The 14,759-nt window shown below is 58.9% G+C and carries 17 protein-coding genes; 13 read left to right on the forward strand and 4 right to left on the reverse strand.

The window, feature by feature from the left end; translation table 11 throughout:
• Positions 1-105: 105 nt before the first annotated feature.
• The 4 genes from DL86_RS10955 to amoC form a co-directional block, all read right to left on the reverse strand.
• Complete coding sequence (locus tag DL86_RS10955; protein WP_036261401.1) at positions 106-870, reverse strand: DUF6134 family protein; 765 nt, start codon at positions 868-870, stop codon at positions 106-108.
• Between the two features lie 162 nt (positions 871-1,032).
• Positions 1,033-1,926, reverse strand: a complete 894-nt coding sequence (gene gluQRS / locus DL86_RS10960; protein ID WP_036261273.1) for a tRNA glutamyl-Q(34) synthetase GluQRS — start codon at positions 1,924-1,926, stop codon at positions 1,033-1,035.
• A 258-nt stretch (positions 1,927-2,184) separates the two neighbouring features.
• Complete coding sequence (locus DL86_RS10965; RefSeq protein ID WP_036261276.1) at positions 2,185-3,048, reverse strand: LysR family transcriptional regulator; 864 nt, start codon at positions 3,046-3,048, stop codon at positions 2,185-2,187.
• A 528-nt stretch (positions 3,049-3,576) separates the two neighbouring features.
• Positions 3,577-4,374 carry a bacterial ammonia monooxygenase, subunit AmoC gene (gene amoC, locus DL86_RS10970; RefSeq protein WP_084572853.1) on the reverse strand — a complete coding sequence of 266 codons (798 nt, stop codon included), beginning with the start codon at positions 4,372-4,374 and terminating at the stop codon, positions 3,577-3,579.
• A gap of 485 nt (positions 4,375-4,859) precedes the next feature.
• Between amoC and flgB the strand changes: the two genes are divergently transcribed.
• The 13 genes from flgB to DL86_RS11040 all read left to right on the forward strand — a co-directional run bounded on the left by flgB (position 4,860) and on the right by DL86_RS11040 (position 14,755).
• Entirely contained in the window at positions 4,860-5,351 is a 492-nt protein-coding gene (gene flgB, locus DL86_RS10980; RefSeq protein ID WP_342585866.1) for a flagellar basal body rod protein FlgB, read from the forward strand.
• 5 nt (positions 5,352-5,356) lie between these two features.
• A complete protein-coding gene (gene flgC, locus DL86_RS10985; RefSeq protein ID WP_036261404.1) occupies positions 5,357-5,776 on the forward strand; it encodes a flagellar basal body rod protein FlgC in 420 nt (139 codons plus the stop codon).
• Positions 5,773-6,096, forward strand: coding sequence for a flagellar hook-basal body complex protein FliE (fliE, locus tag DL86_RS10990; protein WP_036261282.1), 324 nt, complete (start codon positions 5,773-5,775; stop codon positions 6,094-6,096). The genes flgC and fliE overlap by 4 nt, the downstream gene beginning before the upstream one ends.
• 9 nt (positions 6,097-6,105) lie before the next feature.
• Positions 6,106-6,894 (forward strand): flagellar basal-body rod protein FlgG, encoded by a 789-nt coding sequence (flgG, locus tag DL86_RS10995; protein WP_036261285.1) that lies wholly within the window; start codon positions 6,106-6,108, stop codon positions 6,892-6,894.
• Positions 6,895-6,899: 5 nt separating this feature from the next.
• On the forward strand, positions 6,900-7,391 hold the full coding sequence (gene flgA, locus DL86_RS11000) for a flagellar basal body P-ring formation chaperone FlgA (protein WP_084572854.1): 492 nt from the start codon (positions 6,900-6,902) through the stop codon (positions 7,389-7,391).
• Positions 7,391-8,491: a flagellar basal body P-ring protein FlgI gene (gene flgI / locus DL86_RS11005; protein WP_036261288.1), complete on the forward strand. Its 1,101-nt coding sequence runs from the start codon at positions 7,391-7,393 to the stop codon at positions 8,489-8,491. Before flgA ends, flgI begins: the two co-directional genes overlap by 1 nt.
• A gap of 79 nt (positions 8,492-8,570) precedes the next feature.
• Positions 8,571-9,107: a MotE family protein gene (locus DL86_RS11010; RefSeq protein ID WP_156964592.1), complete on the forward strand. Its 537-nt coding sequence runs from the start codon at positions 8,571-8,573 to the stop codon at positions 9,105-9,107.
• Positions 9,108-9,809, forward strand: coding sequence for a flagellar basal body L-ring protein FlgH (gene flgH / locus DL86_RS11015; RefSeq protein ID WP_036261291.1), 702 nt, complete (start codon positions 9,108-9,110; stop codon positions 9,807-9,809).
• Positions 9,810-10,034: 225 nt separating this feature from the next.
• Positions 10,035-10,541 carry a flagellar basal body-associated FliL family protein gene (locus DL86_RS11020; protein WP_084572855.1) on the forward strand — a complete coding sequence of 169 codons (507 nt, stop codon included), beginning with the start codon at positions 10,035-10,037 and terminating at the stop codon, positions 10,539-10,541.
• A complete protein-coding gene (gene fliP / locus DL86_RS11025; protein WP_036261293.1) occupies positions 10,538-11,272 on the forward strand; it encodes a flagellar type III secretion system pore protein FliP in 735 nt (244 codons plus the stop codon). The genes DL86_RS11020 and fliP overlap by 4 nt, the downstream gene beginning before the upstream one ends.
• Positions 11,273-11,447: 175 nt before the next feature.
• Entirely contained in the window at positions 11,448-12,326 is an 879-nt protein-coding gene (locus DL86_RS11030) for a flagellin N-terminal helical domain-containing protein (protein ID WP_036261295.1), read from the forward strand.
• Positions 12,327-12,467: 141 nt separating this feature from the next.
• Positions 12,468-14,117, forward strand: a complete 1,650-nt coding sequence (gene fliF, locus DL86_RS11035) for a flagellar basal-body MS-ring/collar protein FliF (RefSeq protein WP_036261297.1) — start codon at positions 12,468-12,470, stop codon at positions 14,115-14,117.
• Positions 14,117-14,755, forward strand: a complete 639-nt coding sequence (locus tag DL86_RS11040; RefSeq protein ID WP_036261299.1) for a hypothetical protein — start codon at positions 14,117-14,119, stop codon at positions 14,753-14,755. Before fliF ends, DL86_RS11040 begins: the two co-directional genes overlap by 1 nt.
• Positions 14,756-14,759 lie beyond the last annotated feature (4 nt).

A 14,759-nucleotide genomic window follows, 5' to 3' on the forward strand; every position in this document is an offset into this window, starting at 1 on the left:
TCGGCCGGAATGGAGAGGGGGCCTTCGCCAAGCATATGCGGAATCGCCTTGGCTCGCTATCTCTTTGTTCTAATGTAGGATTTTATCCGGCTTTGGCATCGTGCCCTAGCGCAAATCCGAAATGATCGTTGAACGGTCAGTGCCGAGCAGCTTCATCCGAACAAGAAGGTCGCCGTCGAACCACAAGTCGCGGTCGAACTCACCTGGCGTTTTGTCGGAAATTCTGTAGTGGCGGGTCTGATGCTTGACGCCGCGTAGAATTAAGGTTTCTTCGCCAAGATCCTTGGCCTTGATCGACAGACGTTTGCCATTAGCAGGCTCGAACAGGTCAGGGTGGTTGACGATGTCCTTGCTCCACAAGCTGGCCGGGGCGATCGTCTTGGGGACCTCGCTATGCTTGCCGTCAACGTCCAGCTTTAGTTTGTCGGGCGTCGGACCGGGCCCGACATCGATCGCATGTTTGGTTCCATTGTCGTTGGTCCGCGATTTGAACGCAACCAATTGGCCGTTCTTCCATGTCTCGGTTGCGGTATGTTCGAAGCGATAAGCCTCGAACATCATCACCTTGACGGAAATATCCGTGACCGTTTTGACGGTCGTCGCATCGTTCTGGCGCTCAATGTCGATGGTTGTGGCGCCGATCTTGTTGCCTTCCCGGTCGATGTCGAAAACTTGATGGATTTTGACGGGCGCGGCCGGAGCCGTCGGGCGAGCGGGCGCATCTGCGCGAGCTGGAGCATCTGCGCGAGGGGGAGCGTCTGCGCGAGGGGGAGCGTCGGGGCGGGGTGCGGGATCGGCGCAGGCCGAACCGGCCGCCAAAGTTGCAAAAGCAAAGGGGAGCAGAACGAGGACACCGCCGAGAAATCTCATTATCGTCACCGTCATGAGTGTGGGGGCGTTACGCTGCGCGGCGAAAGCGCCAGTTTGGACCCTGCAAATTCGCCGCGCCATTTCATCTTCGGCGCGGTGGGATTCGCAAGTGAGCATATCGCATTTTCCTGTCGCGCGCCTCGAACTTTGCTGGGCGACGCGTCACCGCGCGGTCGCTAGGGTCAGATTGCGGGTGAGGCTTTCGCGTGCGGCGGCGGAAGAAACCCCTTCCTGACGCAGAGCCCGCAAGGATTTTGCCCGCAGGCTCTTGGACAGCTTCTGCCCCGATGCATCGCGCAGGAGCATGTGGTGATGATAGGACGGGGCTGGAAGGTCGAGCAACGCCTGCAACAAGCGATGCAGGCTGGTCGCCATGAACAGATCCTCGCCGCGCACGACGTCGGTCACGCCCTGCAGCGCATCGTCGACCACCACGGCGATGTGATAGCTCGTCTGCACATCCTTGCGCGAGAGCACCGCGTCGCCCCACCGCGCCGGTTCGGCGGCGACATCGCGCATTTGCGCGCCCGCGCCAAATTCGCGCCAGCCGAGTTGGAGCTTCGCCGCGGCGAGCGCGGCGTCCATGTCGATCCGCCGCGCCGCAGGCTGGCCCGCCGCGAGCCGGCGCCGGCGCTCCTCTTTTGAGAGATGTTTGCACGCGCCTGGATAGAGCGGGGAGCCGTCGGGATCGCGGGGCCAGTCGGATTTCCCGGCGACCGCGGTAATGATCTCGCCTCGCGTGCAAAAGCAGGGGTAAGTCAACCGGCGCTCCGTGAGTCTGTCGAGCGCGACGGCATAATCGGAAAAATGCTCGGATTGACGCCGAACCGGCTCCTCCCAGCTCAGGCCTAGCCAGCGCAAGTCCTCGTAAATGGCCTGTTCGAATTCGGGACGGCAGCGTTCGATGTCGATATCCTCGATCCGCAGCAACAAGCGCCCGCCGCTCGCCCGCGCCATGTCGAAATTCATCAAGGCGGAATAGGCGTGGCCCAGATGAAGATAGCCGTTCGATGAAGGCGCGAAGCGGAAAACGGGATTGGGGAAAGACCGGGTCATGCCTTAGCTCCGCGGCGGAACTGCGTCAGGGCGGGACAAACGAAAGCGGACGCTACAAAGTTCAGCACGAATCGGCGCAAAAAAGCGCCCGCAGGTTACCGGTTGCGCAATTGAAATATAGCGGGCTTTGCAGCGCGTCCGCCATAGGTTTTTGTGTTTTCAAATTGTTGTGAAAATTGGATGACCAATATGCGTGAATGCGCCGATGGATTGGAACGAATTTACGGCCGCGACATCCGCGAAGACGTCAATTCCCCGTTACAGCATCCAATCGTGGCTCTCGGCGAATTTTATAAATTCTTCTAGATCGCTGTCCTCTCGTTCTGGCGACCAGAGGAGACCGATCGTTCGCATGATCGCCATGTCCGACACCGCCACCTGTCTGACGGCCGGAGCCGAGAAATGGGCTGGAACAAACGCAACGCCTATTCCCGCGGCGACGAGCGCCAGCGCCCTATCATCCTGGTCGGTCTTATAGACGACGCGCAGCTTCATGCCGTGCGAAACAAGCAAGCTGCCCAGCTCGTGGTCCTTATCGCAGCGCGTCCGCGCGATGAAAGGTTCATTCAAAAGATCGGCGAGCTTCACGGCCGATCGCAGCGCGAAGCGATGATGTTCTGGAACAGCCAAGACGTAGGGTTCTTTGAAAAGAACCCGCCCTGAAAACTTGGCGGCGTCGCTGTCGAAAATCGTAAGGATCGTGTCAAGCTTCTGTTCTTGGAGAGATTTGACCAGTCGTTCGGACGTTCCATCCGACACCTCGATCGCCACCTCGGGGTTGGCGCGCCGGAACGCGCTGAGCAGCTTCGACACCTGGCCGCTGGAGAGTGTTTGCAGCACTCCCAATTTCAGAAGTTTCGGAGCGGCGATCGTTTGCAGCTCGGCTTTCACCGTATTCCAGGCATATAGAATTGTCTTGCCCGCCGCGAGCACGCGCATCCCGGCGGCTGTCGGGACCACGGGCGTGCGCTGCCGGTCGAGCAATTTGACGTCAAGCTCCGCCTCGAGCCTCGCGATGCTGTGCGAGATTGCCGACTGCGAAACGGCTGCGCGCTGCGCTCCCTTCGTGAAACTGCCTGTTTCCACGACGGCGAGGAAATGTCTGATCTGGTGGAGCTCCATGCGAAATCTATATCTGGTTTGGCCGACCGCCATCATCGGGTCGCCGAGCGTGACTGTTAACGCATGAACGCCCGCTAGGCTACGGCGCCGCCCACCGCTGATCTTGACGGCTCATGGCCGGGCTTTGCGTCCGCCGCGCCGCGGCATTGAATGCGCGCCCGTAGGGCTGACCGGCTTGCTCCCTCGCGAACGACCCATAATCCTGTCACGGGTCTTTCGGCGCCCCTTTGATAGGGAGAACGGCGAAGCGATGACTTCGAGGTCAAGGGTTCGGACGCAGGCGCAGTTTGCTTGAAAAAGACACCTGCTTAGGCGCAGGCGACGATTTCCCCCGCGTGCCGCTGCCATGTGAACAGCGGGGAAAATCGCGCGTTTCACCTTGTTAAGTCGATGCTCCACCGGACTGAGGCCGCCGGATTACCGGAGCGCATTTCGAGTTGATCTCAATTCCCAAGATATAGGTGCGGCCTCTCGGCCTGAACGCTGGCGGTTCGGATCGTTGAGATCGCCGCCGCCGGCGCTTGTTTGCTATTCCGCCGGCTCGAGGCCGAGGACGTCTTCATTGCCGGCGCAAAGCTCCTGGATCCGGCCGAGGATTAGCAGAACGACGCCGAATACCGAGAGCATGAACCAGCCGAAGAAGACGAACATCCAATGCAGGGGAGCAACGAACAGCTCTTCCATGAACCAGAACGTATGGCCCCATTCATTGAGCGCGACGTTCGGGAAAATCATGAACGGGCCGACGAACAGCATCAAATAGGCGATCGAGTAGCCTTTGGTGCCGAAGGTCGGAAGCCTGGTTCTTGCGTACATGAAGCCGCCGACGCCCATGATGATATACATCGGGTAGCTCATATAGAACTCGATGATGTGGCTGGGCGTGAAGTCGGTGTCGCGAATGACCGTCTGGTGCCAGGTGCCGTCCTGCTCGGTGAAGTAGCTAGCGCCCCAGTAGATCGCGATGCCGTACATGATCAACCAGTTCAAAAGATAGAAGATGCGCCGCAGTTCTTCGCGGGGGGCGACATTGGCGAGGTCCTTGTCGCGGGTCTTCCAGAGATAGCCGACGATCGCGAGGAAGGAGATCAGTTCGACGGGCTCTTCGATGTAGAGGATGCGCATCCAATAGGTCTGGAATTCAGGGGCGAAGGAATCGAGCCCGTAAAGCCAGCCGAATTTCTGCTCGTAGATGCGCACGCCGAGATAGAAGGCGCACATCACGCCAGCGCCGATGAACATCGGCGCTGGATCCCATATCTTCGCCGCGGCGGAGGCGGCTCCAGCCTCCGCGCGGGCAGTGGTTGTGTCAGAAATTAAACTCATCTCCCATGCCTCATTTGTTTTTTTGATGGATCGCCGAAGTCGAGCGCGAGATGTAGCGTCACGTATCGCGGCTTCAGCTTCCTAAAAATCTACAGGAGCCAAAATCATAAAGAAAATCGTTTGTTGTCATGCTGGCCATCGAAAATGATCATGCCAACTCCTGAGGCAAGGCAATGGAGATCCTATGCGTGCGGGTCGTCCTCGCTTTGGATGCCGTGTGATCTTCGACGCTCCATTGCTCTCGGCGGCGATCTGGCGCAGCCGCTGCAATTGACAGCCTGGATCCGCAATCGAGATCTATGCCTCGCTTCTCTAGAGCCGGATGATTTTGGACGGAATCGCAACGCGATCTCGTCCAAAGTCTTAAATCCGCCTCTCCTCAAAGTGTTAGAGCATGATGTCGTTTGAAAACCGGTTCCCACTTTTCGGCATCATGTTCTAGGACAGGGTCGCGCGTCCTAGGCGAGCGCGGGCGATCAGGGCGCTTGCGGTGGGAGGCTAAAGGCCACGATCTCGCCCTAGCGGCGCGCCAGCCCCGGACAAGTTCGCTTCTCTACATCTCACATCCGACGCAGGCCTGCATCGGAGTGCTCATTGTGGGACCGGTTTATCTTTTTGATCTTGCTTCGCAACAGGCGCTTTGGCTGTCCGCGCGGCAAACGGCGGTCGCCGGGAATATCGCCAATGCGAATACGCCCGGCTTTAAGGCCGCGGATGTTCCGCCCTTCGAGGCGGTCTTTAATGACGCCAGCTTGGCTTTGGCCGCAACCAATCCGCTTCATCTCGCTCTCGATCCTCTGACGCCGGACTCGATCTCGGTCAAAGATGGTTCGAATTGGGAAGTGACGCATTCCGGCAATTCGGTCAGCCTAGAACAGGAGCTGATGAAAGCGGGAGAGGTGAACAGCGCGCATTCTTTGAATCGCGGCGTTGTGAAGGCGTTCAACCAAATGCTGATGGCGAGCTTGAAAGGATAGCCATGATCGATCCCCTCAATGCAGCGATCAAGATCGCGGGCTCCGGCCTCGAGGTCCAATCGGCGCGGCTTCGCATCGTCTCGGAAAACCTGGCCAATGCGCAATCGACCGGAGCGGCGCCGGGCGCCAATCCCTATGCGCGCAAGACGGTGACGTTCGAGAGCGAGATGGATCAAGCGTTGGGCGCCGATCTCGTGCGGATCAAGACCGTCGGCGTGGATCGCTCGCCTTTCCGCGTCGAACAGGATCCTGGCAGCCCGGCGGCCGATTCAAAGGGCTTCGTCAAGCTTCCCAACGTAAACATCCTCATGGAAATGGCGGACATGCGGGAGGCAAATCGATCCTATGAAGCCAATCTTCAGGTCGTCAAACAGGCCACCAATTTGAACGCCGCTAATCTCGATCTCTTGAGGACATCATCATGATCCCTTCGCTCGCTCTTGTGAATTCGGCGTTTGGCGCCGCGGGGTCGGAAGCCGCTTCTGCGGTGGCTTCGGTTGCGGCGCCGATCGCCAGCCCAGCGGCCACCGGCGCCGATTTCAGCCAGGTTTTCGCCCAAGTTGGCGAGGCGATCAACAGCCTTAAAGCTGGCGAAGCGGCCTCGATTTCCGGGGTGCAGGGCCACGCCTCTGTACAGCATGTGGTTGAGTCCATCATGGAGGCCCAGCGCTCGCTCCAGACCGCGATCGCGATCCGCGACAAGGTCGTCTCCGCTTATCAATCGCTCAGTCAGATGGCGATATAAGGAAACAAGATGAGAGCGCTTTCCATTGCCGCGACAGGCATGGCGGCCCAGGACTTGAATGTTCAGGTCATCGCCAACAACATCGCCAACATCAACACCACCGCCTTCAAACGTGCGCGCGCGGAATTCACGGATTTGCTATATCAGGCCGAGCGGCTTCAAGGCGTGTCGAGCCGCGGTCAGAACAACACGATTCCTGAGGGGGCGCAGCTCGGCCTTGGGGTTCGCACCGCGGCGATCCGCAATTTGCATATTCAGGGCGCCTTGGCGAATACCGGAAATCGGCTGGACGTCGCATTGAACGGACGCGGCTGGTTTCAGGTCACCGATGCGAATGGGGACACGGTCTATACGCGCGCCGGCGCCTTCAACACCAATGCGACAGGCCAGATCGTGACGACGGACGGATATATGGTCAGTCCGACCATGATCATTCCGAACAATGCGCTCGACGTGACGATCAGCCAGTCCGGGCAGGTCGCCGCAATCGTCGCCGGGCAAACGACGCCGCAGCAGATCGGTCAATTCGCGCTCGCGAATTTCGCCAACGAGGCCGGGTTGACGCCATTAGGAAATAATCTCTACCGCCAGACCGAGGCGTCCGGCGCGCCCGTCGCCGGCGTTCCCGGCGACCCAGGGTTCGCGACGATCAGCCAGGGCTATCTCGAAAGCTCGAATGTGGATCCGGTCAAGGAAATCACCGATTTGATCTCCGCGCAACGCGCCTATGAGATGAACTCAAAGGTGATCCAGGCCGCCTCCGACATGGCCAGCACCGTATCGAAGAATCTAGGATGACAATAATGGCCGCAAAGCTGAGCCTTCGTTCGGCCGCCGCGAGGGCTGTCGCAATATTCGCGCTCGCGGCAATCGGCTGCGAGGATCGGCTCGGCGCGGTTGAGTCTAATGTCCTGCCGGTGCCGACCATCACGATCTATCCGGGCGATGCGATCAAGAACAATTGGCTGGTCGAACGCGAATTTCCTGAAAACGCCAGGTCCGCAAGGGGCGGTGTGATCGAGACTCGAGAGGCTGTCGTCGGCAAGATCGCCCGGCGCACTCTGCTTCCTGGAGCGCCGATTCCCTGGAACGCGATCATGGAGCCGAAGGCTGTTACGAATGGCGCAAAGATCAGGATTGTTTTCGAAGAGGCGGGCCTTGCCATAACGGCCTATGGGGCGGCGCTTCAATCAGGCGGCGTTGGAGACATTGTCTCTGTCCGCAATTTGGACAGCGGACTGACGGTCTCTGGAACCGTGCAATCGGACGGCTCCGTCCGCGTGAGCGGCGGCTGATGTTGCGAATCTGGCTGGTCCTTCTGCTCTGCGCGCTCGGCTGTTCCGCCTCGGCTTCAGTCCGGATCAAGGATATCGCAAGTCTGCAGGGCGTCCGCGAAAATCAGCTGGTCGGCTATGGACTTGTCGTCGGGCTGCAAAGCACCGGCGATACCTTGCGCAATTCGACCTTCACTGAGCAGGCGCTTCAATCCATGCTTGACCGCATGGGGATCAATGTCCGCGCCATCGCCTTGCGCACCCGCAACGTCGCCGCCGTTCTCGTCACCGCCGATCTGCCTCCTTTTGTTCAGCCGGGAGCCAGGATCGACGTCACTGTGTCCTCGCTCGGCGACGCGACTTCCCTGTTTGGCGGGACTTTGATCCTGACAAGTCTTTCGGGCGTCGACGGGCAGACCTATGCGATCGCTCAAGGGCAAGTCGCGGTCTCCGGCTTTGCGGCCTCCGGACAGGCGGAGAGCGTCACCGTCAATGTTGCGACGGCCGGGCACATCTCGAATGGCGCATTGATTGAACGCGAGGTTCCAGGTCAACTCAAGGACATCGGTCCTCTCATGCTGGTTCTGAAAAATCCGGATTTCAACACCGCGGTTCGAATTGCCGACGCCATCAACGCCTATGCCGTTCGCAGATTTGGCGAACGGTTAGCGCATGAGCAAGACCAAAGGTCGGTCTCATTGACAAAGCCGCGGCGTATCGGAACCACGCGCTTCATGGCGGAAATCGGCGATCTTTTAGTCGAGCCGGACATCCCCGCGCGCGTAGTCATCGACGCGCGAAGCGGAACCATCGTCATCGGTCAGGATGTCCAGATTTCCACGGTCGCGCTGACGCATGGCAATCTCACCGTCCGCGTCACCGAAACGCCCCAGGTTTCTCAGCCCGCGCCCTTTTCATATAGGGGCAGAACCGTCGTAACGCCGCAGACCGAAATCGATGGCGGCGAAACGGGCGGCCAGATCGCGGTCATCAAGGGCGCCAGTCTGCGCAGTTTGATCAATGGTTTGAATCTGATTGGCCTGAAGCCGATGGGGATCATCGCGATTCTTGAAGCGATCAAGGCGGCCGGCGCACTTCACGCCGACCTTGTTGTCCAATGAGCGTCTAGAAAAGCGCGGCCAGTCTTGCGCAAGCTTGCTCGATCAGTTTGTACAGCATGAGCAGGAGAATATTGCGGTCATGGCTCGTGTAGCATCGTTCCTTATCCGGTTGACTACTAGCGCGGCGATCGTTCCGCCGTCTCTGTTAGCGTCGGGCATTTGCCTCGAGCAGAAGAAGGTGGAGGCGCCCAAACCGGCGGAGGCGAAAGCGCCGGCAACCGACATTCAGCAATTTTGCGCCAATAACGCCGCGATCATGGGGGACGCAAAGATCGGTTGGCAGACCTCCAGGCTGGTTGTGCTTGAAGAGCAAATTCGTCAGCGCCTGGCGGAGCTTGAAGCGAAGAAGGCCGAATATGCAGAGTGGCTGCGCAAGCGCGAGGACGCGATGAGGCAGGCCGCCGAAAGCGTTGTTGCGATCTATGCGCGCATGCGGCCGGATGCCGCCGCTTTACAGATCGCGGCGATGGATGACGCGGCGGCGGCGGCGATTCTCGCCAAGCTCTCGTCGCGAAACGCAGGCGCGATCCTCAATGAAATGGAGGCGGGCCGCGCGGCGCGGCTAACCCGCACGATGTCGGGGCCGGATGCCGCGCCCGACCGAAAGAGATCGTAGATGAGACATGTAGCTCTCCTGGTCTTCATGAGCGTCCTCGGCGGGTGCGCTGGAGACATAAGGGAAATTGGCCGGGAGCCCTTCATGAGTCCGGTCGGCACCGGGCTCGTAGCCGACGTGCAGCCTTCTGCAAGCGCGATCTTTCTGCCGTCCGGAAGAGGTAGTCCGCAGTCGATCTGGAACGGCGGCCGCGCAGATATTTTCAGCGATCCGCGGGCGGCCAAGATAGGCGATGTCGTGACGGTGAACATCGCCATCAATGATCGAGCGACATTTGGCAATATGACCGATCGATCACTCGACGCGCAAGTCGACGCTGGGTTTGATTTCAAGCTTTCGGCCAATAATAAGACGACGGAATTGAAGCCTCAATTCACCTCCAGCGCGCTGTCCTCGACCAAGGGCGAGGGGACGACCGATCGTTCTGAAAAAATTCGATTGTCGGTGGCGGCGGTTGTCACCGACGTCTTGCCGAACGGAAATTTAATTGTCAGCGGCTCGCAAGAAGTGCGGGTTAACTTCGAGTTGCGGTTGTTGAACGTCGCGGGAATCGTGCGTCCGCGAGACATCTCCAAGGACAACACGATCTCCTACGACAAGGTCGCCGAGGCGCGCATCTCATATGGCGGTCGAGGTCGGATCATGGAAGTCCAACAACCAGCGATCGGTCAACAAATCTATGATTGGTTCAAGCCGCTTTAGAAAGCGATCCCAAAAAATTGCGGACATTTTATAGGGCAATGCTGAAAAGGAGAGCGATCGATCGATTCGGCTCGAACCGCTTCCGCTCTAAGGCGCTCCCGGATCGAATGGATTCATTTGATTGAAAATGAAACGTTCGGATTTAAAGAGTTGAAGCAAGTTGGAATCGAAAAGGCCGACCAACTTCCTTAAGATCCCACTCGAGAAGGTCTGGATTGCGGGACGATGGCGAGAAGTGATGAGACAGCGCTGCTGACAGGTCCGATTCGGGCACCAGGTGGGTCGACTGCGGTCTGGCTCGGCGCGATGGTCACATTGACGCTTGTAGCGATCGCAGTGGGCTCCGCTTTGGGCCTTCACGTTGCTGGGACTGTCAAGAAAAGCATGGAAAATAGTGCTCAAGAGCGCGTTTCGCGGAGCGCGCCGAACTACGGGGGCGACACGCAGCTGCGTGATTTGCCGCCGATCATCGCCAATCTCGCGGAGCCCGCCGAGGCCTGGGTGAGATTGCAGGCCTCGATCGTATTCGACGCCAAGGCTCTCCTAAAGCCCGAGGTGGTCGCGGGGCAGATTGCCGAAGATATTCTTGGCTTCATGCGGACTTTGTCGATTGCGCAAATCGGCGGCGCCAGCGGGCTGCAGCATTTGCGCGAGGATTTGAATGAGCGCGCGGCGATTCGCTCCGAAGGACGCGTCCGGGAGCTGATCATTCAAGCCCTGGTGGTGCAGTGAATAGATTGCTTGTTGGACTCATTTTCATTCTGGCGTCCGCCGCGGCGGCGTCCGCGCAAACGCCAGATCTTAACGCGCTGATTCCGTCTGGAGGCGGGACCGCGGCGGGCCGGATTATTCAGCTTGTGGCCCTGCTGACGGTTCTGTCAGTCGCGCCGGGCCTGCTCGTGATGGTGACCAGTTTCACCCGCTTCGCCGTCGCTTTATCGTTCCTGCGCTCGGGGCTCGGCTTGCAAAGCACGCCGGCCAATCTGATCCTCATCAGTCTTTCGCTTTTCATGACCTTTTACGTCATGGCCCCGACTTTCGAACGCGCCTGGGAAACCGGGGTGAAGCCGCTGATGGACAACAGCTTGTCCGAGCAGGAGGCGTTCGGCAAAATCGTCGAGCCATTTCGCGAATTCATGCTGGCGCAGGTCCGCGATAAAGATCTTAAGCTATTTGAGGATCTCGCGAAGGACAATTTCAGGACCAAGGATCAGGCCAAAGGCGAGATCCGGGTCTTGATTCCCGCCTTCATGATCTCGGAGCTGCGGCGCGGTTTCGAGATCGGATTTCTGATTGCGCTGCCCTTTCTTGTCATCGACATGATCGTGTCGACGTTGACCATGGCGATGGGAATGATGATGATGCCGCCTTCGGTGATCGCGCTTCCTCTCAAGGTCCTGTTCTTTATCCTGATCGACGGCTGGAGCTTGTTGATCGGAAGTCTTGTAAGATCTTACGTATAATCAACAATCCCGCCGGCCTACGCGCCGCAATTAAGCTTTGCGCAAGGATGCGGTGCTAAGAAGAACACACGGCAGGTTGGATCGGCTATAAGCATCCAAAGGCATCAGGCCGCCCTGCCGTACCGGCGAAAATCCGGTATGTCCCCGCTCTTTCAATCACATCAAGGGACATCCCATGTCGAGCCTATTGACCAACACGTCCGCGATGACGGCGCTCGCCGCCCTCACCAAGACACAAGCAAATTTGAACACGACTCAAAACCAGGTTTCGACCGGACTGCGCATTTCCAGCGCCGCCGATAATGCTTCCTATTGGTCGATCGCCACCAAGATGCAATCCAATGTTGGCGCTCTTGGCGCCGTCTCCGATGCGCTCAGCGAAAGTTCGGCTTTGGTCTCGACGATGACCTCGGCGCTGCAGAGCAGCATTTCCGTCGTCAACGCGATCAAGAACGATCTTGTCACCGCCTCAAATCCCGCCTCCGATCTCAGCAAAATCCAGACCGACATCGCCGCGCGGCAGAGCCTCCTGCTCAGCATCGGCGGGTCCGCCAATTTCAGCGGGCAGAATTTTCTGGAAACGACCGGCGGGACAGTCGACCTCGTCGCCTCCTACGATTCGACGAATGGCGTCAGCTTTCTCAGCGTCGACACAAGCCAGACCGCGCTGTTTGACTCCACGACGGCGCCGACCACAGGCATCCTCGGAGCGAATGGCGCGAACTTTGCCACAGCGTCAGTCCTGTCTTTGGACATCTCGGCCGCTACGGCCGGCGATCTCGCCAATATGTTGAAGGATGTTGAGACCGCCATCAGTTCGCTGACGACGGCCGCGAGCACGCTCGGCGCAACAACGGTCAATATCACGACGCAACAGAATTTTGTCTCGAATCTGACCGATTCGCTGACCACTGGCGTCGGTTCGCTTGTCGACGCCAACATGAACGAAGCCGCGACCAAGCTTGCGGCGCTCCAGGTGCAGCAGCAACTCGGCATCCAAGCCTTGAGCATTTCCAACTCGAACACTCAATTGATTCTGAAATTGTTCCCCTAAGAACAACGGCTCCCCGAAAAGTTAGCGCAAGAATGGAGGCCGCGTTCATTGTCGAACGCGGCTGTTTCATTTTGCAACCCCCGGGCAAGCTTGCCCCCTTAGATTGGTGACCGCGAATGGCGCACACAATCGAGGCGGGGGATGACAGGGCAAGAACAGATCGAGCGTCTCTGGGCTAGTCTGCAAAAGCTCGGCTCGCGCCGTCTCATCGCGCTTGCGATGATCGGCGTTTCGGTTTTCGCAATGACCGGATTGGCAGGCTATTTTCTAAGCCGTCCGGCGCTTGAAGTGCTTTATGCCGGCCTTGATCGGCAGGATGTCAGCCGAATCGGCGCCGCGCTCAAGGAAGCTGATATCTCTTTCGACGTGAACTCCGACGGCAACACGGTGCTGGTTCGTTATGGCGAAACGGCGCGCGCGCGGATGCTGCTTGCCGAAAAAGGGCTGCCGAACAGTCCGAATGCCGGCAACGAGCTCTTCGACAAACTTGGGTCGCTCGGTCTGACATCCTTCATGCAGGAAATCACAAGGGTCAGGGCGCTCGAAGGCGAGCTGGCGCGGACGATCCAATTGATGCGCGGCGTGAAGGCGGCGCGCGTCCATGTCGTCATGCCGGATGAAGGCTCGTTTCGGCGAACGCGGCAGCCGCCGTCCGCCTCGGTGGTCATCCGAACCGAAATTGCCGACGATGTCGGCGCCGCCAAGGCCATCCGTCATCTGGTGGCGGCGGCCGTGCCAGGGATGACGATGGAGGAGGTCACGGTTCTGAATACGGAAGGAGTCCTTCTGGCCTCGGGCAACGATCTTGCCGATACGGCTCCGGGGGGAATGCTGACCCTGGAAAAGACCGTCTCGCGGGAAATTCTGGACAATATTCGCAAGACGCTGACGCCTTATCTCGGCTTGCGCAATTTCCAGATCAGCGTCGCCGCCCGCTTAAACACGGACAAGAGGCAGACGAACGAGACAATTTTCAATCCTGAATCGCGGGTAGAACGGTCGGTTAAGGTCACGAAGCAGAACCAAACCCTGCAAAACTCCACCAACCAAGCCCCGACCACTGTCGAGCGAAATTTGCCGCAGGAAAATACCCGCGCCGATGACGGCAAACAATCGAATGAAGAGAGCCTGAAGCGCGAGGAGCTGACCAATTATGAGCTCTCCTCGAAGACGATCACGACCGTTAGCGGCGGCTATGGGATAGACAATCTTTCGGTTGCGGTCTTGGTCAACCGCGCGAGCCTCGCCGCTGGACTAGGGGAGAAGGCGACGCCCGAAGCGATCGACAGGCAATTGCGCGAGCTGGAGCAATTGGTCGCTTCAGCGGCGGGCGCGAATAAGGAGCGCGGCGATGCGATTAAGATTTCCGCCGTGGATTTTATCGACGCCGGGCATGATCTGGAGCCGCAGCCGCCGCCGGCGGTCGGCGAAATGCTGCTTCGCCAATCTGGCAATGTCTTGAATGCGGCGACCATCCTGATCGTTACGCTGCTCTTGATTTGGTTTGGATTGCGGCCGGCGGCGAAAGCCATCTTCGCGGCGCCGGTTGCGATGGTCGAGGCGCCCGCCGAACTGGCTGCGCTCGAAAATCTTGGCGGGCTCGAGTCGGGGGATGAGGTCCGAGCGCAGCTTCAAAATTGGTCTATGCCTGGAGAAGTCAACCTGATCGAGGATCTGACCAATAGTCCTCGGCGTTCGCCGCAAAAACGTCTTGAGCAGATCGTCGAGTTTGACGAGGAGCAGGCCGCCGCTGTTCTCAAACAATGGATGCATCAGGGAGAGCGTGCGTGATGGCGCGACCTGTGGCGGAGGTTCTTGTTCGTTTCGGATTGCGCGCTCCAATCGAGCCTATGGAGGAGGCCCTTGACGAACCGCCCTGCTTGCCTTTGCCGGGGCCAATCTTGGCAGACGATTGCGCGCTGTCTATCGAACTCGCGCGAGAGGAAGGCAATGCCGAGGGCGCTGCGGAGGCGCTCGCTGCGGCTTGCGCCGAACACGAGGCGGCGCTTGCGCGAGAGAGGCTCCTGTTCGAGACTCGACTTTCGGATGAACGCGCCAAATGGACGCAAGACGAATCTGCAAGGCTAAGCCAGAAGATCGACTTGGCTCTCGCTGAAATCGAGGCGGATATCGCGCGCAGCGCAGCGCGAGTCCTGCGGTTCTTTCTCAGCGAACCCTTGCGCCGAAAAGTTGTCGAGCAACTCGCCCACGAAGTTGGGGTTTTGCTCAACGGCAAGGAGCATCCCATCATCAAGATCAGCGGCGCGGAGGATCTTATCAACGCGCTTCGCGACAAACTGTCGGCTTTCTCCGCCACAATCGATTATGCGCCTGATCGCTCGACCGATGTCAAAGTCGTCGCCGATCAAACGGTCATCGATTCGCGGATTGAGGCGTGGATCGAAAGAATCAAGGCATTGCCGGAGTAAGCCT

Source organism: Methylocapsa aurea, assembly GCF_000746085.1.
GTDB lineage: Bacteria > Pseudomonadota > Alphaproteobacteria > Rhizobiales > Beijerinckiaceae > Methylocapsa > Methylocapsa aurea.